Source organism: Qipengyuania sp. SS22 (genome assembly GCF_025736935.1).
Lineage (GTDB): Bacteria > Pseudomonadota > Alphaproteobacteria > Sphingomonadales > Sphingomonadaceae > Qipengyuania.
The window spans coordinates 2,081,736-2,099,860 of record NZ_CP107048.1 but is presented as its reverse complement, the minus strand read 5'-3'; the positions used below and the strand labels follow the sequence as shown (position 1 = coordinate 2,099,860).

At 64.7% G+C, this 18,125-nt stretch carries 16 protein-coding genes, 2 tRNA genes and 1 pseudogene; 14 read left to right on the top strand and 5 right to left on the bottom strand.

Features of this window, described 5'->3' with window-relative positions; all coding sequences use genetic code 11:
• Positions 1-19: 19 nt before the first annotated feature.
• Positions 20-94, top strand: a tRNA-Thr gene (locus N6L26_RS10470).
• 63 nt (positions 95-157) lie between these two features.
• On the opposite strand, the gene N6L26_RS10465 is transcribed toward N6L26_RS10470, so the two are convergent.
• A complete protein-coding gene (locus N6L26_RS10465; RefSeq protein ID WP_263605516.1) occupies positions 158-1,054 on the bottom strand; it encodes an SDR family oxidoreductase in 897 nt (298 codons plus the stop codon).
• A gap of 89 nt (positions 1,055-1,143) precedes the next feature.
• On the opposite strand from N6L26_RS10465, the gene N6L26_RS10460 reads away from it, so the two are divergent.
• The gene (locus N6L26_RS10460; protein ID WP_263605515.1) at positions 1,144-1,611 is read left to right on the top strand and encodes a PH domain-containing protein; all 468 of its coding nucleotides are present in this window, start codon (positions 1,144-1,146) and stop codon (positions 1,609-1,611) included.
• Positions 1,608-3,143, top strand: a complete 1,536-nt coding sequence (locus N6L26_RS10455) for a PH domain-containing protein (protein ID WP_263605514.1) — start codon at positions 1,608-1,610, stop codon at positions 3,141-3,143. The genes N6L26_RS10460 and N6L26_RS10455 overlap by 4 nt, the downstream gene beginning before the upstream one ends.
• Here N6L26_RS10455 and N6L26_RS10450 read toward each other — a convergent pair.
• Positions 3,140-3,436: a GNAT family N-acetyltransferase gene (locus N6L26_RS10450; RefSeq protein WP_263605513.1), complete on the bottom strand. Its 297-nt coding sequence runs from the start codon at positions 3,434-3,436 to the stop codon at positions 3,140-3,142. The two genes, N6L26_RS10455 and N6L26_RS10450, sit on opposite strands and share 4 nt — an antisense overlap.
• Before the next feature lie 53 nt (positions 3,437-3,489).
• Here N6L26_RS10450 and N6L26_RS10445 point away from each other — a divergent pair, with 53 nt between their 5' ends.
• Both N6L26_RS10445 and N6L26_RS10440 read left to right on the top strand, forming a co-directional pair.
• Positions 3,490-4,485, top strand: coding sequence for a threonine aldolase family protein (locus N6L26_RS10445; RefSeq protein ID WP_263605512.1), 996 nt, complete (start codon positions 3,490-3,492; stop codon positions 4,483-4,485).
• Positions 4,482-5,426, top strand: a complete 945-nt coding sequence (locus N6L26_RS10440; RefSeq protein WP_263605511.1) for a DMT family transporter — start codon at positions 4,482-4,484, stop codon at positions 5,424-5,426. The genes N6L26_RS10445 and N6L26_RS10440 overlap by 4 nt, the downstream gene beginning before the upstream one ends.
• On the opposite strand, the gene N6L26_RS10435 is transcribed toward N6L26_RS10440, so the two are convergent.
• Both N6L26_RS10435 and N6L26_RS10430 read right to left on the bottom strand, forming a co-directional pair.
• Positions 5,410-6,195 (bottom strand): SDR family NAD(P)-dependent oxidoreductase, encoded by a 786-nt coding sequence (locus tag N6L26_RS10435; RefSeq protein ID WP_263605510.1) that lies wholly within the window; start codon positions 6,193-6,195, stop codon positions 5,410-5,412. The two genes, N6L26_RS10440 and N6L26_RS10435, sit on opposite strands and share 17 nt — an antisense overlap.
• The gene (locus N6L26_RS10430; protein ID WP_263605509.1) at positions 6,192-7,436 is read right to left on the bottom strand and encodes a M48 family metallopeptidase; all 1,245 of its coding nucleotides are present in this window, start codon (positions 7,434-7,436) and stop codon (positions 6,192-6,194) included. The genes N6L26_RS10435 and N6L26_RS10430 overlap by 4 nt, the downstream gene beginning before the upstream one ends.
• Positions 7,437-7,584: 148 nt before the next feature.
• Here N6L26_RS10430 and pepN point away from each other — a divergent pair.
• From pepN to N6L26_RS10385, 9 genes and pseudogenes are all read left to right on the top strand, one after another.
• Positions 7,585-10,234 (top strand): annotated as a pseudogene (gene pepN / locus N6L26_RS10425) (aminopeptidase N).
• Between the two features lie 7 nt (positions 10,235-10,241).
• Positions 10,242-10,904 carry a peptidoglycan editing factor PgeF gene (gene pgeF, locus N6L26_RS10420; protein ID WP_263605508.1) on the top strand — a complete coding sequence of 221 codons (663 nt, stop codon included), beginning with the start codon at positions 10,242-10,244 and terminating at the stop codon, positions 10,902-10,904.
• A 271-nt stretch (positions 10,905-11,175) separates the two neighbouring features.
• A complete protein-coding gene (gene petA / locus N6L26_RS10415; RefSeq protein WP_263605507.1) occupies positions 11,176-11,748 on the top strand; it encodes a ubiquinol-cytochrome c reductase iron-sulfur subunit in 573 nt (190 codons plus the stop codon).
• 23 nt (positions 11,749-11,771) lie between these two features.
• Entirely contained in the window at positions 11,772-13,064 is a 1,293-nt protein-coding gene (locus N6L26_RS10410; RefSeq protein ID WP_263605506.1) for a cytochrome b, read from the top strand.
• 19 nt (positions 13,065-13,083) lie between these two features.
• Positions 13,084-13,935, top strand: a complete 852-nt coding sequence (locus N6L26_RS10405; RefSeq protein ID WP_263605505.1) for a cytochrome c1 — start codon at positions 13,084-13,086, stop codon at positions 13,933-13,935.
• A gap of 79 nt (positions 13,936-14,014) precedes the next feature.
• Entirely contained in the window at positions 14,015-14,545 is a 531-nt protein-coding gene (locus N6L26_RS10400; RefSeq protein WP_263607291.1) for an adenine phosphoribosyltransferase, read from the top strand.
• 95 nt (positions 14,546-14,640) lie between these two features.
• Positions 14,641-16,494 (top strand): cation:proton antiporter, encoded by a 1,854-nt coding sequence (locus N6L26_RS10395; protein ID WP_263605504.1) that lies wholly within the window; start codon positions 14,641-14,643, stop codon positions 16,492-16,494.
• 1 nt (position 16,495) lies between these two features.
• Complete coding sequence (locus N6L26_RS10390) at positions 16,496-17,113, top strand: OmpA family protein (protein WP_263605503.1); 618 nt, start codon at positions 16,496-16,498, stop codon at positions 17,111-17,113.
• Between the two features lie 46 nt (positions 17,114-17,159).
• A tRNA-Gly gene (locus tag N6L26_RS10385) sits at positions 17,160-17,233 on the top strand.
• A 32-nt stretch (positions 17,234-17,265) separates the two neighbouring features.
• Here N6L26_RS10385 and panC read toward each other — a convergent pair.
• Complete coding sequence (gene panC, locus N6L26_RS10380; RefSeq protein ID WP_263607290.1) at positions 17,266-18,114, bottom strand: pantoate--beta-alanine ligase; 849 nt, start codon at positions 18,112-18,114, stop codon at positions 17,266-17,268.
• Positions 18,115-18,125: the final 11 nt, after the last annotated feature.

Here is an 18,125-nt window from a genome sequence, read left to right as displayed (position 1 = left end):
CCATTCGCGGGCACCATGTGCTGCTGTAGCTCAGTGGTAGAGCGCACCCTTGGTAAGGGTGAGGCCGGGAGTTCAATCCTCCCCAGCAGCACCATTTTTCGCAGAGAAATGGTTCCCCGGTTTCGGGGTGTTCGTCCGCCTTGCAGGGCGGGACGCATTAGGTCGTGCGCTCGGACTTGTCCTGCGCATTGGTCCCCTTGATCATCTCGCGCATTGCGCTCCATTGCTCGTCGCCCATGTCCTTGAGCGCGCTGTAGAAGCTGCCGCCGTGCGCCTTGTAGCCGGCGCCGTCGATGGCGATCGTCTCGCCGTTGATCCATCCCGCACCGGGTCCCATCAGGAACACCGCCAGATTGGCAAGTTCGTGCATTTCGCCATGGCGGCCCATCGGGTTCATGTCATCGTGAGAATTGCCGCCGCGTCCGCCGGGTGACAGGCGCGCGCTCATCCCGTCGGTGGGGAACAGCCCCGGCGCGATGGCATTGAAGCGCAGGCCATGGCGACCCCATTCGACCGCCAGGCTCTGCGTCATCACATTGAGCCCCGCCTTGCTCATCGCGCTCGGCACCACGAATGGGCCGCCGTTCCACACCCAGGTGGTGAGGATGGAAAGGAAGTTCGCCCGGCACCCCTCCTCGATAAGCCGCTTGCCGACATCGAGCGTGACGTAGAAACTGCCCCGAAAGACAATATCGCTGATCGCGTTGAAGCCGCCCACCGACAGGTCTTCGGTCCGGCTGATGAAATTGCCCGCGGCATTGTTGACCACACCGGTCAGCGGTCCGTGCTCCCAGATGGCATCGACCATAGCATGGATCGCATCGGGATTGCCGATGTCGCAGGCATGACCGACCAGCGTGCCGCCGTGGCGCCCGGTCAGTTCCTCCGCAGTCTCGTCCAGTTTGCCCTGGCGCCGCCCGCAGATATGCACCTTGGCGCCCAGTTTGAGGAAAGCCTCGGCCATGACGCGGCCCAGCCCGGTCCCGCCCCCGGTGACGAGAATGCGTTCGCCCTCCATCAGCCCGTCGCGAAACATCAGCTGCGAAATATCCATCACTCTCTCCCCTGTCGTCCTCTGGCATAGCGCAGGTCGGCGGCGAAACTAGATTGAATCGCCGCGCTGTATTGCCTAGCTATAACGCCATGGACCAACCCGACGACCTGACCCCGCTCGACCCGGCCTATAAATCGCTATTGCGTGTCCAGCTGGGGATCGCGGCGCTGATCCTGCTGATCGCGGCGACGATTGCGGAGATCGCGATCCCGGGCTGGACCGGCGTAGTGTGGATCCCGGCGCTGGCAGTGATTGCCTATGCGCTGATCCGCGTACCGCTGCGGCGCTACAATGCGCGCGGTTATTCGCTTGCCGGGGAACGGTTGCGGGTGGTGCGCGGAGTGTTCTTTCGTGCCGATACGGTAGTCCCCTTGGGCCGGGTGCAGCATATCGATGTCGGTCAGGGACCGCTCGAGCGTGCCTTCGGGCTGGCCACGCTGACGGTGCATACGGCAGGCACGCATAACGCCTCGGTGTCGCTGCCCGGGCTGCGGCATGCGGATGCCACGGCCATGCGCGAGGATATTCGTACCGCCATCAGGCGCGATACGCGGTGAGCGAGGACCCCGCCGCAACGCCGCTCCGCACCGACCCGCGCACGTTCGCTGTGCGTGCCGCGTCGCTGGTGGGGCAGCTGGTCCTCCCGATCATCGTCGGCGGGTTTGCGATCCTCGACAGGGGCGATTTCGACGATGTTATCGTCTACTTCCTCCCGCTGGTGGTTGTCGGGGTCGGGTTCAACCTGCTGTTCGCCTATCTGCGCTGGAGCCGATTGACCTATACCGTCGGGGCGGCGGACATTCGCGTCGACAGCGGTGTGTTGTCGCGCTCCGCGCGCTCGGTGCCTTACGAGCGCATCCAGGACGTGAGCCTCGAGCAGAAGCTGTTGCCGCGACTGTTCGGGCTGGTCGAGGTGAAGTTCGAAACCGGCGCGGGCGGCGGGGACGACCTCAAGCTGGCCTATGTGCCCGAGAGCGAAGGCGAGCGACTGCGCGAACTGGCGCGAAGCCGCCGCGAAGGAATTGCTGCCGAACCGGTCGACGGCGCGTCCGCAGCTCTGCTGGAGGAGAGCGCTAGATTGCTCTTCGCCATGTCGCCCAAGCGCGTAGTCACCTTCGGCCTGTTCGAATTCTCGCTCGCGGTCGTGGCCGTGGCTGCCGGTCTGGCGCAGCAGTTCGATTTCATCCTGCCGTTCGAGGTCTGGGACTGGCGTGCCTGGCGCGAACAATTGGCCGGACCGGGGCAATGGCTGGCAGGGCTGGGCTTCCTCGCCCAATTCGTGGGCGGCATCATCGCGGTCGGATCGCTGGCGCTGATCGGTGTCCTGACCGGCGTGATCCGGACCGTGTTGCGTGAATGGAATTTCCGGCTCGAACGCACCGACAAGGGCCTCCGGCGCCGGCGTGGGCTGCTTACCCGGACCGATCTGGTCATGCCCGTACACCGGGTGCAGGCGCTGCGCATCAAGACCGGCTTCCTGCGCCGCCTGTTCGGCTGGCACACGCTTAAGGTTGTCAGCCTTGCGAGCGATAGCGGCTCGGCCAATCACGAGGCGGTGCCGTTCGCGCAAATGGACGAGATCGCGCCGGTCGTCGGTGAAACCGGGTTCGCGCTACCGCCCACCGACCTCGGATGGACCCGCGCCGCGCCGGCCTACCGGATCGACAACTTCCTTATGGGTTTCGCGGTGATGATCGCGGTCGCGGGCGTTGCGGCGGTTCTGGGCCGCTGGGAACTGGCATTGCTTCCGCCGCTGGTCGGGGGCGTCTGGATGGGACTGCACGAATATCTATCCTGGCGCTGGAGCCGCCACGCGCTGGACGCCCGCCAGCTGTATCTGCGCCGCGGATGGTTTGCGCCAAGCCTCGCGATCGGCTCGCGGCGCAAGCTGCAATCGGTCGATATCGTCCGCCACCCGCTGGCGCGTCTGCGCGGCTATGCGGATATCCATTTCGGGCTGGCGGGCGGCCGGTTGTGCATGCGCGGACTAACGCTGGCAGACGCACGGCGTATCCGCCATGCCGTGCTCGACTCCATGGCCGAGCAGGACTTCTCCGCAATCGTCGATGGGCAACTGCGCGAAGCCTAGGCGCGCAAGTCTGCCCATTCGGGATGGCGGTCGAATTGCGCCGCGACATAGGAACAGGTCGGGATGATCTTGAAGCCTTCGCTGCGCGCATCCTCGATCAGCGCATCGACCAAGCGACCGGCGATGCCCTGGCCGCGAAGCGCGGCGGGGACGACCGTGTGCTCGGCATCGCGCGCATCGTTGCGCAAGGTCCATGTCAGCCGGCCAGAAGCCGGATTGTCGCCGATACTAACCAGATATTCTCCGTGAGTTACCCGGTTACGACGTTCGATTACAATTTCGCCCGCTTTCATTGTCGAAAGTTTCCTTTCTGGGCAACCAACGCCCACATAGCTATGGCGTTCCGATGCAGTTTCTCTCCGATAATGCCGCCTCGGTCCACCCCGCCGTATGGGATGCTCTCAAGGCCGCAGATGCCCCCGATACTCCCTATGATGGCGACGCGCTGAGCGCCGCTCTGAACGACAGTTTTGCGCAGGTGTTCGAGCGGCCCTGCACAGTGCTGTGGGTCGCAACGGGCACCGCGGCAAACTGTCTCGCGCTGGCGACGATGGTGCCGCCGCATGGCGGCCTTGTGTGCCATGAGGAAGCGCATATCGAGATGGACGAGGGCGGGGCCCCCGGTTTCTATCTCCACGGCGCAAAGCTCATGCTGGCATCGGGCGAGGGTGCGAAACTGACGCCACAAACCATCGCTGCGGTCCTCGATCCGATCCGCGACGATGTCCACCAGGTCCAGCCGCATGCCATCTCGATTACGCAGGCCAGCGAATATGGCTGCAGCTATCGTCCCGGCGAGATCGCCGCGATTGCCGAACTCGCCAGCGAGCGCGGGCTCGGCCTCCACATGGATGGAGCGCGCTTTGCCAATGCAGTGGCATTCCTCGACTGCACGCCTGCTGCGGCAGCGGGGCCGGTCGATGCGCTCAGCTTCGGCTTCATCAAGAACGGGGCCATGAGCGCGGAAGCGATCGTGTTCTTCGATCCCGCGCTGGCCGATGTCGCGCGTTATCGCCGCAAACGCGCAGGCCATCTCCAGTCGAAGGGCCGTTTCCTCGCCGCACAGCTGCGTGCAATGCTCGAAGGCGACATCTGGCTCGCCAATGCACGTCATGCCAATGCCGCTGCGGCAGAGATCGGCGCGGCCTGTGCGGACCGCCTGATGCATCCCGTCGAAGCCAATGAGCTTTTCGTGCGCTGCACCCCGGACGAGCGCGCGGCGCTGCGCGATCAGGGCTTCGGATTCTACGACTGGGGCGACGATGCCGCGCGCTTCGTTACCGCCTGGAACACGCGCGAGCAGGATGCGACCGCACTGGCCAAGGCCGTGGCCAGCCTATGAGTGCGGCACATGAGGCGGAAAGCCTCCTCACCCCGCGCAATTTCGCTGCTTTTCTGCTGGTCAGCCTGATCTGGGGCGGGACCTGGCTGGTTATCCGCGACCAGATCGCCAGCGTCCCGGCCAGCTGGTCGATCTCCTACCGCTTCATGATTGCCGCGTGCGCCATGTTCGTGCTTGCCGCGGTGCGGCGCGAACCGCTTCGGCTGGTCGCGGGAGGATTGCGCTGGGCGCTCCTGCTGGGACTGTTCCAGTTCACGCTCAATTTCGGCTTCGTCTATAACGCCGAGAGCTACATCACCTCGGGCCTCGTGGCGGTTATGTTCGCGCTGCTGGTGGTGCCCAACGCTATCTTCGGGCGCATCTTCCTCCGCCAGCCGATCACCGGGGCCTTCGTCCTCGGCTCGGCGATCGCGGCGCTCGGCGTCTCGCTGCTGTTTGCGCATGAATGGCGGTCCTCGCCCGCGACGCTGACCGAGGTCCTGCTGGGCGCGGCGCTGACCGTCGGCGGTATCCTTTCGGCGAGCGCGGCGAATATCACCCAGGCGATGGAGGGCGCCAAGCGGCAGCCCTTCCTCGCGCTGCTTGCCTGGTCGATGACGGCCGGGGCGATCATCAACACCATCTACGCGCTGATCGCTGACGGCCCGCCGCAATTCGATCCGCGCGCGTCCTATACGCTCGGGATCCTCTATCTCGGGCTTGCCGGTTCGGTGGTCACTTTCCCGCTCTATTACGGGCTGGTGCGCAAGGTAGGGGCGGGGCGAGCGGCCTACAGCTCGGTCATCGTGCCGATTGTCGCGATGGTGCTGTCGACACTGTTCGAGGGCTTCGAATGGGGCGCGTTGCCCGCCACCGGCGCGGTGATCACGCTGATCGGGATGGTGGTTGCGATGCGCGGGCGGGCGAATGCCCCTCCGCGGCGCGCTACTCCCGAGCCCTGATCGCCGCCAGACCTTCGCGATAAGTGGCGAAGCGGGGCTGCCAGCCCAGCACGCGCTTCGCCTTGCCATTCGCGACCCTGCGGTTCTCGGCATAGAACCCGCGTGCCATCGGCGACAATCCGGCGGCGTCGATCGATTGCAGCGCGGGCGCCTCGCGGCCCAGCAGGCGGCAGGCTTCCTCGATCACGGAGTTCTGACTGGTCGGCAAATCGTCGGACAGATTATAGGCCCCCGCCGGCGCGTCGGTCTCCATCGCAGCAACCACGCCAGCGACGATATCGGCGACATGGACGCGGCTGAACACCTGGCCGGGCAGGTCGATGCGGCGCGCCTTGCCCGCTTCGACGCGGTCGAACGCACTGCGCCCCGGGCCATAAATCCCGGGCAGCCGGAACACCCGGGCGCCCGCTTCGAGCCAGCGTGCATCGCACTCGGCACGGGCCTGCCTCCGCCCGCCGCCTGTCGGAGAGGCTTCGTCGACCCAGGCCCCCGCCGCGTCGCCATAGACACCCGTCGACGAAAGATAGCCCAGCCACTTCCCCGACAGCGAATCGCCGTAACGGTCGAGCACCGGATCGCTGTCTTCCGCTGGCGGGACCGAACTCAGCACATGGGTTGCGCGCTCCAAGGCCCCGCTAACGGCACCATTATCGCCGAATGCGAGATTGCCCGCGCTGCCCGTGGCATCGACCTGCCAGCCGCGCCCGCGCAGGGCATCCGCTATGCGCGTGGCGGTATAGCCGAGGCCAAAGATCAGCAGGCGGCTCATTCGCTGTCGAGATAGCCTTCTTCGGGCACGACAACCTGCGGGTTTTCGACATTGTCCGCCTTCCACTGCATCGCCATGCGCACGCGGGTCGCGCCGCTGGGATGGTCGAAGAACACGAATTCTTCCAGCGGACCGGGTTCGATCTTGCGATATTCGGACAGGCGCATCGCCACCTTGGCGAAGCCGTCAGGTTCCTGTGCGGCATCGAGCCCGAACGCGTCGGCTTCGCTTTCCGCCCAGCGGATCAGCGAATTGGTCGCCGGGGTCATCAGGAACATCCATATGCCCAGACAGATCGCCAGCACCGGGAGCGAGGCCGGGTCGCCCATGTCTCGCACCCCCCACCGCTCGCCATAGCGCCGGATCAGCGCAGGCGCGACGCGGCTGGTGACGAACAGGCCGAGCGCGAAGAGCGCCAGCAGGATCCCCACGATCCACCACGTGTGGTGCAATTTATAGTGACCCATCTCGTGACCCATCACCGCGAGGATTTCCTCTTCGCTGGTCCGCTCAAGCAGATTGTCGTTGAGCGAGATCCGGATCGTCGGACCAAGCCCCGAGACATTGGCCGAGATGCGCTTGTGCTGCTTCGACTGGTCGAACACGTAGATGTTCTCGGCCGGGATCTCGTGTTGCGCCGCCACCGCCTCGATCCGGTCGCGCAGGGGTCCGTCTTCCAGCTCGGTATACTGGTTGAACAGCGGCGCGATGAACACCGGACCCAGTATCATGGCGAAAAGCATGAACAGGCCGAGCACGCCGGTACTCCACAGCCACCAGCTGCGCGGCATACGGCGGATCAGCGCGTAGATCGCGACCACCGCCAGCGGCATGAGGATCAGCCCCATGGCGATGCCGATCGCCTGCTCGCCCACCCAGGCACCAAACGTCTGGTCGAGCAGGTCGTAGCGCTTTTCGCGGGTATAGCCGGCGTAGATCGTCCACGGCAGCGTCAGCAGCGTTCCGATCAGCGTGTAGAAAAAGGCGGTGATCGCAGTGACGATCCAGAGCCTCTTGCTCACCCGCTCGCCGAAGGCGCACAGAGCATGCGCGATGCGGAAGCGCAGGAACAGCCAGTCGACCAGCACGCCGATCGCGGTGCCCCACAGCGGCAACCAGTATCCCCCTTCGAAATAGGCATCCGATTGCGCGCGGGCTGGGCCCTGGAGCGTGTCGAGATAGGCGCGCGTCGCACTTGCGACATCGAAGCCGTCCGATGTGGCGGCAAGCAGGTCCAGCATGTCATTCCCTCCGTCGCCCTTTCGCTGCGCCACGGGTGCGATGCTGTCAATCGCCGGGCCGATGCGAGCCGACCAGTGAACGCAAAGTCTCGACGGGCGTTGCAAGGAATGACACTACGTTTTCGACCCCGCATTCGACAGGAATTCCATGGATATTGCGCGCACTCCCGCCACGCCCGACGGCAATCCCGTAATGGCCGATGCCGCCATCGAGCCCAAGGCACCGCCGGTCATCCGGCGCGAGGATTACACGCCCTTCCCGTGGCTGATCCCGACGATCCGGATGGAATTCGAATTGGGTTTGGAGGCAACACGGATCACCACCACGCTCGATGTCGAGCGCAATCCCGACGCCGCCGCTTCGCCGACCATCCGCCTGAATGGCGACGGGCTGGCGCTGGTCTCGCTCGCCTGTGACGGCGGGTCGTGCGACGGGCATATGCTGGATGGCGACGATCTGATCGTGACGCTGCCGGGTGATCGCCATGTGCTGACCATCGTCACCGAGCTCGACCCCTCGGACAATTCGCAGCTGATGGGACTTTATGCCTCGAACGGCATGCTCTGCACGCAATGCGAAGCCGAAGGGTTCCGCCGAATCACCTTCTTCCCCGACCGGCCCGATGTGCTGAGCACCTATACCGTCCGGATGAACGGGCCGCGGGCGCAATTCCCCGTACTGCTGTGCAATGGCAACCGCACGGGTGAGGGCGCCGACGGCGACACACATTGGGCCGAATGGCACGATCCCTGGCCCAAGCCGTCCTACCTCTTCGCGCTGGTTGCCGGCGATCTGGTCGCGCGGACCGACCACTTCACGACCATGGGCGGGCGCGAGGTCGAACTGAATGTCTATGTGCGCGAGGGCGATCTCGACCGCACCGAACACGCGATGGAGAGCCTCAAGCGCTCGATGCAATGGGACGAGGAGGTGTTCGGGCGCGAATACGACCTCGACCTGTTCAGCATCGTCGCGGTCAGCGATTTCAACATGGGCGCGATGGAGAACAAGGGCCTCAACGTCTTCAACACGAAATACGTCCTCGCCGATCCCGAAACCGCGACCGATGGCGATTACGACGGGGTCGAGGGGGTGATCGGGCACGAATATTTCCATAATTGGTCGGGTAACCGCGTAACCTGCCGCGACTGGTTCCAGCTGAGCCTGAAGGAAGGCTTCACCGTACTGCGCGACCAGTTGTTCAGCGCCGATATGGGCAGCGAGCCGGTCAAGCGGATCGAGGATGTGCGCGTGTTGCGCGGGATCCAGTTCCCCGAGGATTCAGGCCCGCTCGCGCATCCGATCCGGCCCGATTCCTATCGTGAAATCAGCAATTTCTACACCTCGACAGTCTATAACAAGGGCGCCGAGGTGATCCGCATGATGCGCACCATGGCGGGCGTGGAGCGGTTCCGCCAAGGCACCGACCTTTATTTCGACCGCCACGATGGCGAGGCGGCGACCTGCGAGGATTTCGTCGCCGCAATCGAGGCGGGGACGGGCCTGGACCTCGCACAATTCCGCCTGTGGTATGCGCAGGCGGGCACGCCCAAGGTAGCGGTCACGCTTGTGCATGAAGGTGACACAGCGCGGGTCAAGCTAACGCAGACGGTGCCCGCAACCCCCGGCCAGCCTGGCAAGCAGCCGATGCCGATCCCGCTCAAGCTGGCGCTGTTCGATCGCACCAGCGGGACGCATTCGGGCGAGCAATTGGTGGTACTGGACAAGGACAGCGGCGAGTTCACCTTCGACGGGTTCGCCGAACGGCCGATCCTGTCGATCAACCGCGCCTTCTCCGCCCCGGTCTCGATCGATCGTGATGTGTCGCGCGAAGACCTCGTCTTCCTCGCCGCGAAGGATGACGATCCCTTCGCCCGCTATGAAGCGATGCAGGAATTGATGACCGGCCATCTCGTCGCCGCCGTGTCGGGCGAAATGGACAATGGCGAGCGCGAGGCGGCGCGGACCGACATCGCGCAGGCGATGCGCGCGGTGATCGAGGACGACCAGCTCGACGATCTCATGCGCGGCGAACTCATGGTGATGCCCGGCCAGACTTATGTCGCCGAGCAGCTGCTGGTCGCCGATCCGGGCCGCATCCATGCCGAACGCGAGGCATTGAAGGCCGATCTCGGGACGCGGCTCGCGGCGCAATTCGATGCGCTTTACGAGCGCACCGGCAAGGTGCCGTTCTCGCTCGATGCGCAAGGCAAGGGCGCGCGCAAGGTCAAGACGCTGGTGCTCGCCTATGCCGCCGCCGGCGATCCGACCAAGGCTGCCGAGCTCGCCGCGCATCAATATGACGGCGCCGATAATATGACCGACCGGCAGGGCGCGCTAATGGTGCTGGCGGGGCTCGACAGCGCGGCGCGCACGGGCAAGCTGCTCGACTTCTACAACCGCTATGCGGGCAATGCACTGGTGATCGACAAATGGTTCGCGCTGCAGGCCAGCTCGCTCCATCCGAATGCGATCGAACATGAAGGCGCTGCGCGAACATCCCGATTTCACGCTCAAGAATCCGAATCGTGTACGCTCGCTCTATATGGCCTTCGCTGCCAATCCGCAGGCCTTCCACGCTGCCGATGGCGAGGGCTACCGCATGCTCGCCGATCTCATTCTCGAACTCGATCCGATCAATGCGCAGACCGCGGCGCGCTTCGTCCCGCCGCTGGGTCGCTGGCAGCGGATCGAGGAAGGCCGCGCGAAACTGATGCGCGAGGCGCTCGAGCGGATTGCCCAATCGCCCAAGCTGTCGCGCGACACGTTCGAGCAAGTGACCCGTTCGCTGGGCTAGAAGCTTGGTGAGCACCTATCTCAAGGCGGCGTCGCTGGACGGCATCCCGCACGGGTTCTCGAGCTCTAGGGGGCTCGATGTTGCCGAGATCATTCCGGGAGCCCCGCTGGTTCGTATCAAGCAGGTGCATTCGAGCGCAGTCTTCGCGGTAACCCATGCGGGCGAGGCCTTGCCCGACGGCGACGCCTTGGTCACCGACCGAGCGGGTCTTGCGCTGGGGATCGTCACCGCGGATTGCGCCCCGGTGTTGTTTGCCGATCCCGTCGCGGGCGTGATCGGTGCCGCACACGCCGGGTGGCGCGGCGCGCTGGGCGGGGTGCTGGAGAACACGGTCGCGGCAATGGTATCGCTCGGCGCGGATCCTGCAGGCATTGTTGCCGCAATCGGCCCGACCATCGCGCAGGCAAGCTATGAGGTCGATCAAGCCTTCCGCCACGCCTTTGCCGAGGAGGATGCGCGGTTCTTTGCGTCCGGCCGCGCCGGGCACTGCCAGTTCGACCTCCCCGCCTATGCCGCGCACCGGTTGCAATCCGCGGGTGTGGGGCAGGTCGAGGATCTGCGCGAAGACACCTATACGCAGCCGGTTCGCTTCTTCTCCTATCGCCGCGCGACGCACCGCGCTCAGCCGACAAACGGACGCCAGATCAGCATTATCGGGCTGCCTGCCTGAACCGCGCGACCCGGTGGGATGCAATCGCATACGATTGCGCACACCATTGCGCGGCATTGCGCGGGAGTGCACGAAGCTTGCCAAAATGGCGGTTGGCAACCTGTCGCATAGCGGCTAGAGGCGCGTCCAAACCGGGCATACTGGGGGCTTTCGCGCACGCATCGTCGATCGAGCGCACCGGCTTTCCTAAACGTCCGGTCATTGGATTCGCACATCGCGCCGCAATGCCCCCGGGCCAGGCGCAGGTACAAGGCAGGCAAGGCAAGCGCTGATGGCAGAGACCGCTGCAACCGCAACTCCCGCAATGGCAGGCGAAACCGGCGACGGTATTCGGCGTCGCGATTTCCTCGACATCGCGGCGGTAAGCGCCGCCGGTATCGGTGGTCTCGCGGTGGTTTATCCGCTGGTCAGCCAGATGGCCCCGTCGAAGGACGTGCTCGCTGCGAGCTCGACCGAAGTCGATGTCTCGGCGATCGAGCCGGGCCAGGCGATCAAGGCCGTGTTCCGCAAGCAGCCGCTGTTCATCCGCCGCCTGACGCCGGACGAGGTTTCGGCAGCCAATGCCACGCCGACGGATTCGCTGCGCGACCCGCAGTCGCTGGCCGAACGGACCAAGGAAGGCCATGGCGACATGCTCGTCACCATGGGCGTCTGTACCCACCTCGGTTGCGTCCCGCTGGGCGCCGCCGAAGGCGAAGTGAAGGGTGAGTTCGGCGGCTACTTCTGCCCCTGCCACGGTTCGCACTACGACACCGCCGGCCGTATCCGCAAAGGCCCGGCGCCGACCAATCTCGAAGTGCCGGAATACGAGTTCACCTCGGACACCGTCATCCAGGTCGGCTGAGCTTAGAGAGAAGAGACGAAACAATGAGCTTTCCCTGGGCCAAGGAATATACCCCCACCAATGGGGTCACCAAGTTCCTCGACGAGAAACTGCCGCTGCCGCGCCTCGTCTATAACGCGGTGGGCGCGGGCTATCCGGTGCCGCGCAACCTCTCGTATTTCTGGAACTTCGGCGTCCTCGCGGGCTTCTTCCTCGTTGTGCAGATCGTCACCGGCGTGGTGCTGGCGATGCATTATGCGGCGAATGCGCAGGTCGCCTTCGCGACTACCGAGCATATCATGCGCGACGTCAACTGGGGCTGGCTGATGCGCTATGCGCACGCCAACGGCGCCAGCTTCTTCTTCATCGTCGTCTATTTGCACATCTTCCGCGGCCTGTTCTATTCGTCCTACAAGGCCCCGCGCGAGATGATCTGGCTGCTCGGCGTAGTAATCTTCCTGCTCATGATGGCGACCGCTTTCATGGGTTACGTCCTTCCCTGGGGCCAGATGAGCTTCTGGGGTGCCAAGGTCATTACCGGCCTGTTCGGCGCCATCCCGCTGGTCGGCGAACCGATCCAGATCTGGCTGCTCGGCGGGTTCGCGCCCGACAATGCCGCGCTCAACCGCTTCTTCTCGCTGCACTTCCTGCTGCCCTTCGTGATCGCAGGTGTCGTCATCCTGCACATCTGGGCGCTGCATATCCCGGGTTCGTCCAACCCGACCGGGGTCGAAGTGAAAAGCGAAAGCGACACGCTGCCGTTCCACCCGTATTACACGGCCAAGGACGGGTTCGGCCTGGGCGTCGCGCTGCTGCTGTTCTTCGCGATGGTGTTCTTCCTGCCCAATGCGCTGGGGCACCCCGACAACTATATCGAAGCCAACCCGCTTTCGACGCCGGCGCATATCGTCCCCGAATGGTATTTCTGGCCGTTCTACGCGATCCTGCGCGCGTTCACCGTCGATTTCATCCTGCCGGCCAAGCTGCTGGGTGTGATCGCGATGTTCGGTTCGATCCTGATCTGGTTCTTCCTGCCCTGGCTCGACAAGTCGCCGGTGCGCAGCGGCCACTACCGCCCGCTGTTCCGCAAGTTCTTCTGGTTCGGTCTGATCCCCACGATGGGCGTGCTGTTCGTTTGTGGCGGCGCCCCGGCGGAAGAGCCTTATGTGATGCTCAGCCAGGTGGCGACGGCTTACTACTTCCTGCACTTCCTGGTGGTCCTGCCGATCGTCAGCCAGATCGAGAAGCCCGCCCCGCTGCCCTATTCGATCACCGAAGCCGTCCTCGGCTCGGACAAGAAGGCAGTGCTTGGCGAAAACACGACGCCGGGCGTCTAAGCGAGTTACGAGAAAAGACATGACCAAGCTTCTCAGCATCCGCCTCGTCGCCATTCTCGTCGGCCTCGGCTTCGCGATTATCGCGCTCTATTCCTTCGTCATCGGTGCCTACGCCGCGATGACCGAAGAGCCCGCCGGGCATCTTCCCTACGAGGAACCGCGCGATATCGCCTATTCCTTCGACGGCGCTTTCGGCAAATGGGACATCCAGCAGCTGCAGCGCGGCTTCAAGGTCTATGATGAGGTCTGCTCGGCCTGCCACAGCCTCAAGTTCGTCGCCTTCCGCGATCTCGAACAATTGGGCTATGACGAAGGTCAGGTGAAGGCGTTCGCCGCCTCGAAGCAGGTGCCGGGCATCGATCCGAATACCGGCGAGGCGACCTCGCGTCCAGGCCTGCCGACCGATTACTTCCCGTCGCCCTATCCGAACAATGTTGCGGCGGCGGCAGCGAACAACAACGCCATCCCGCCCGACCTGTCGTTGATAACCAAGGCACGCGGTGACGGTACCAATTATGTCGCTTCGCTGCTCGCGGGCTATGACGAACCGACCGAAGAACTGCTCGAGCATCATCCCGAGGCAGCGCCCGGACCGGGTCTGCACCACAACCCCTATTTCCCGAACCTCAACCTCGCCATGGCGCCGCCGCTGACGACGACCGATCAGGTGACCTATGACGATGGTACCGAGGCGACGGTGCAGCAGATGTCGGAAGATGTCGCGGCCTTCCTGACCTGGACCGCGGAACCGACGCTGGTAGAGCGCAAGCAGAAGGGTTGGCCGGTACTGGTCTTCCTGCTCTTCGCGACGATCCTTGCCTATCTGTCGAAGAACCAGATCTGGGCTGCGGCAAAGCGCAAAGCCGACTGATCGGCATTTCCAGACCCACGTACGACGCCCCTTGCATCCACACGATGCGAGGGGCGTTTTGCTTGGCGGGGAAAAGATGATGACACCCGATGAACTCAAGGCCCTGGTCCGCACGATCCCGGACTTTCCCAAGACGGGCATCCAGTTCCGCGACATCACCACTCTGCTCGGTCATGGACCGGGCTTCGCCGCCTCGGTCGAATGGCTGGCGGAGGCGGTCGAAGGCGCCGAGGCGATTGCCGGAATGGAAGCGCGGGGGTTCATCTTCGGGGCCGCGGTCGCGGCGCGGCTGCGCCGTCCGTTCCTGCCGATCCGCAAGGCGGGCAAGCTGCCCTGCGCCGTGATCGGGGTGGATTATGAGCTCGAATATGGGCTCGACCGGCTCGAAATGGATCCCAGCGCGGTGGCGCCCGGGCAGCATGTGGCGATCGTCGACGATCTCCTCGCCACCGGCGGGACCGCGCTGGCGGCGACCGAGCTGCTGCGTCTGGCAGGGGCCGAAGTACGCCGTGCGGCTTTTGTCATCGACCTGCCTGATTTGGGCGGCAGCGCCAAACTTGCTAGCCAATCGGTCGACGTCCGCACACTGATGGGCTTCGAGGGCGATTGAGCGCGATGCAGGATATATTCGTCGCTTCGGACATTCATAGGACTCGCGCCGTGCTGGCGCGCTGCTCGCGAATTCTCGCGTAGTCAGGGAGGGGCATGGAACAGTCTTTAGTCATTGCGATGGTCGGCATGCTGGGCATCGGCGCCCAATGGCTGGCCTGGCGCACGGGCTGGCCGGCCATTGTGCTAATGCTGGCCGCGGGTTTCCTTGCAGGCCCGATCCTCGGCCTGTTCGACCCCGAACATGCCTTTGGCGACTTGCTCGACCCAATGATTGCCATCGGCGTCGCGCTGATCCTGTTCGAAGGCGGGCTGAGCCTCGACTTCCGCGAATTGCGCCACGCCGGCGACGGGGTCTGGCGTCTGGTGATCTTCGGCGTGCCCATCGCCTGGGTGCTGGGCGCGGTTGCCGCGCATTCGATCGGCGGGCTGGAATGGCCCGTCGCGATCCTGTTCGCGGGCATTCTCGTGGTCACCGGACCGACCGTGGTCATGCCCTTGCTGCGCCAGTCTTCGGTCAAGCCCAGACCCGCGGCGATCCTTAAGTGGGAAGCGATCGTCAACGATCCGATCGGCGCGCTGTGCGCGGTCGTCGCCTATGAATATTTCCGCAAGGTCGCCGAATCGCCGGGCTCGGGACTGATCGAAGTCGTCCCGCCGCTGGTTATCGCCGCAATCATCGCCGGTCTGATCGGCTATGTCGCCGCCGCCGCGATCGCCTGGGCCTTTCCGCGCGGCGCGGTGCCCGAATTCCTCAAGGTCCCGGTCCTGCTCACCTCGGTAATCGTGGTTTTCGTGCTGTCGAACCAGATCGAGCACGAAGCGGGTCTTGTTGCGGTGACGGTGATGGGTATCGCGCTGGCCAATATGAATGTTTCCTCGCTGAGGAGCATTCATCCCTTCAAACAGAACATCGCGGTGATCCTCATTGCGGGCATCTTCATCCTGCTGTCTGCCAGCCTGCAATTCGAAGAACTCGCCTATCTCAACTGGAACTTCGGCCTGTTCCTGCTAGCGCTGCTGTTCCTCGTCCGCCCGGCCACGATCCTGCTCAGCCTGCTGGGAAGCTCGGTGCCGTGGAACGAGCGCTTGTTCCTCGCCTGGATCGCCCCGCGCGGGATCGTGCTGGTGGCGATTTCCGGCCTGTTCGCGCTGCGGCTCGAGGATATCGGCTATGATGGCACCGCGCTGATCGGCCTGAGCTTCGCGGTGGTCGTGGTGACGATCATCGCGCATGGCTTCACCATCGATTTCGTCGCGCGACTGCTCAATCTGAAGGGCAGCAACCGGCCGGGGATCCTGATCGTCGGCAGCACGCCCTGGACCATCTCGCTTGCGCTGATGATGCAGGAGCTCAAATCGCCGGTGATGGTGGTCGATTCCAGCTGGCAGCGGCTCGCGCTGGCGCGCCAGAAGGGACTGCCCTTCTACCATGGCGAAATCCTCAACGAGGCGACCGAGCACAATCTCGATCTTGCCCCCTATGCGGTGCTGGTCGCGGCGACCGAGAACGAGGCTTACAACGCGCTCGTGTGCAATGAATTCGCTTACGAAATCGGGCGCGACACGGTTTTCCAGCTGGGCGATGCCGTCGATGACGACGACCGCCACGCTCTGCCCAGCGGCATCCGCGGCCGCGCCTTGTTTGAAACAGGGTTCGGCGTCGAGGATGTGAACGAGCGGCTCGCGCGGGGCTGGGTATTCCGCAAGACCAAGCTGTCGGAAGAATTCGATTTCGAGGCGGCGCAGCAGCGGCTGCCCGATGCGGCCTCGATGCTGCTGCTGGTGCGCGACAGCGGCACGCTCCGCTTCTTTACCCATGCGGCGCGACCCGAACCGCGGGCCGGTGACGTCATCGTCAGCTTCGCACCGCCGCAGGAACGCACCGCGCAGGATGCCGCAGCCAAGCGCGACCGCAAGCGCAACAAGACCACCGAACAGGGGGCATGATATGAAGCACACGCGCCAATTTTCCCTCATCGCCATCGCCTCGACGCTCATGCTGGGCGCATGCGGCGACCAGCGCGGCGCGCCGCCGCCCGAGGAAGAGGAGGGCGGTGACAAGCGCTCGATCTTCCGGCCCGAGTTCCAGGTCGAGCCGATCGAGGCGCTTGAGCCGCGCGGTGCGCTGGAAACGCGGATCGCTTTCCCCGAAGGCGCGGAATTGACCGAAGAGGCGCGCGCCGATCTGGCGACCGTCGCCGCTTCCCCGCAGATGGCGGAGGGGGGGAAAATCACCCTGCGCGGTCACAGCGATAGCGGCGGAGACGACGAAGCCAACCTGCGCGCGTCACAGGCGCGTGCCGACGCGGTGGCCGAATGGTTGATCGAAAACGGTGTCGCGCCGGGCCGGATCGTCATCATCGCGTTCGGCGAGCAGAACCCGGTCGCCCCCAATGCGCTGCCTGACGGGACGCCGAACGAGGCAGGGCGGGCAACCAATCGCCGCGTCGAAATCGAAGTCAGCGTTCCCGCGCAGCCGACTTCTGCGAAGGAGCCAACTCTGGCTGAAAGCATCGCTTCGTCAGCCGAGGAAGCGCGGACTGAAAGCAGCGACCGCGCGCAATAGCGTGTTGACGCCAGCGCGGCTTCGGTGGCATTGGCGCGTCACCTGAGCGGGTATAGCATAGTGGTAATGCTCCAGCCTTCCAAGCTGGCTAGAGGGGTTCGATTCCCCTTACCCGCTCCAGCCTTCCCGCCATCTTTCGAACCGATACGCCCTCAGGCGACCGGCATGTTGTCGATCAGGCGGGTTCCCCCGATCCGCGCTGCCACGAACAGCCGATGGCCCGGCCCCGCGTCACGGGCGGGCACCAGGTCGCTGCCGCGGCGCAGATCGGCATAGTCGACCGCATCGAACCCGGCCTCGAGCAGCCCATCCGCAAGATCTGGCAGCACTGCATCCCCGTGCTCGCCCGCGACCAGACGCGCGATTGCTGCATGCATTTGCCGGGGCAGTGCGGCGGCGGCGGCGCGCTGACTTGACGTCAGATAGGCATTGCGGCTCGACCGCGCGAGGCCGTCCGCCTCACGCACGATCGGCACCCCGCGGATCGCATCGACATGCGGCAGGGTGAGATCGAGATCGCGTGCCATGCGGCGGATGACTGCCAATTGCTGCCAGTCCTTCTCGCCGAAGAAGGCCATGTCGGGCTGCACCTGATTGAACAGCTTGCATACCACCGTCGCGACCCCGTCGAAATGGCCCGGCCGGTCGGCACCGCACAAGCCGTCGCTGATCCCCGAAACCGAGATGTTCGTCGCATAGCCCGGGGGATAGACCTCCTCCGGGGCGGGGGCCCAGAGCAGCGCGACCCCCTCGGCTTCGAGCAGTGCCGAATCGCGCGCCATCTGCCGTGGATAAGCGTCGAGATCCTCGTTCGCCCCGAACTGGCGCGGATTGACGAAGATCGACACCGCGACATGCTCGGCCGCCGCCCGCGCCTCGCGCACCAGCGTCAGATGGCCTTCGTGCAACGCGCCCATGGTCGGGACCAGCGCCAGGCTCCCGCTTGATCGCAGAGCCGATGTGGCCGTGCGAAGCGCGGCGAGGGTGGTGACGGTTTGCAGCGGTCGAACTC

Excerpts from the sequence above, each read along its gene's own strand:
- N6L26_RS10465 (WP_263605516.1), bottom strand. The coding sequence starts at position 1,054 with ATGGATATTTCGCAGCTGATGTTTCGCGACGGGCTGATGGAGGGCGAA.
- N6L26_RS10460 (WP_263605515.1), top strand. The coding sequence starts at position 1,144 with ATGGACCAACCCGACGACCTGACCCCGCTCGACCCGGCCTATAAATCG.
- N6L26_RS10450 (WP_263605513.1), bottom strand. The coding sequence starts at position 3,436 with ATGAAAGCGGGCGAAATTGTAATCGAACGTCGTAACCGGGTAACTCAC.
- N6L26_RS10445 (WP_263605512.1), top strand. The coding sequence starts at position 3,490 with ATGCAGTTTCTCTCCGATAATGCCGCCTCGGTCCACCCCGCCGTATGG.
- N6L26_RS10440 (WP_263605511.1), top strand. The coding sequence starts at position 4,482 with ATGAGTGCGGCACATGAGGCGGAAAGCCTCCTCACCCCGCGCAATTTC.
- N6L26_RS10435 (WP_263605510.1), bottom strand. The coding sequence starts at position 6,195 with ATGAGCCGCCTGCTGATCTTTGGCCTCGGCTATACCGCCACGCGCATA.
- N6L26_RS10430 (WP_263605509.1), bottom strand. The coding sequence starts at position 7,436 with ATGCTGGACCTGCTTGCCGCCACATCGGACGGCTTCGATGTCGCAAGT.
- petA (WP_263605507.1), top strand. The coding sequence starts at position 11,176 with ATGGCAGAGACCGCTGCAACCGCAACTCCCGCAATGGCAGGCGAAACC.
- N6L26_RS10410 (WP_263605506.1), top strand. The coding sequence starts at position 11,772 with ATGAGCTTTCCCTGGGCCAAGGAATATACCCCCACCAATGGGGTCACC.
- N6L26_RS10405 (WP_263605505.1), top strand. The coding sequence starts at position 13,084 with ATGACCAAGCTTCTCAGCATCCGCCTCGTCGCCATTCTCGTCGGCCTC.
- N6L26_RS10400 (WP_263607291.1), top strand. The coding sequence starts at position 14,015 with ATGACACCCGATGAACTCAAGGCCCTGGTCCGCACGATCCCGGACTTT.
- N6L26_RS10395 (WP_263605504.1), top strand. The coding sequence starts at position 14,641 with ATGGAACAGTCTTTAGTCATTGCGATGGTCGGCATGCTGGGCATCGGC.
- N6L26_RS10390 (WP_263605503.1), top strand. The coding sequence starts at position 16,496 with ATGAAGCACACGCGCCAATTTTCCCTCATCGCCATCGCCTCGACGCTC.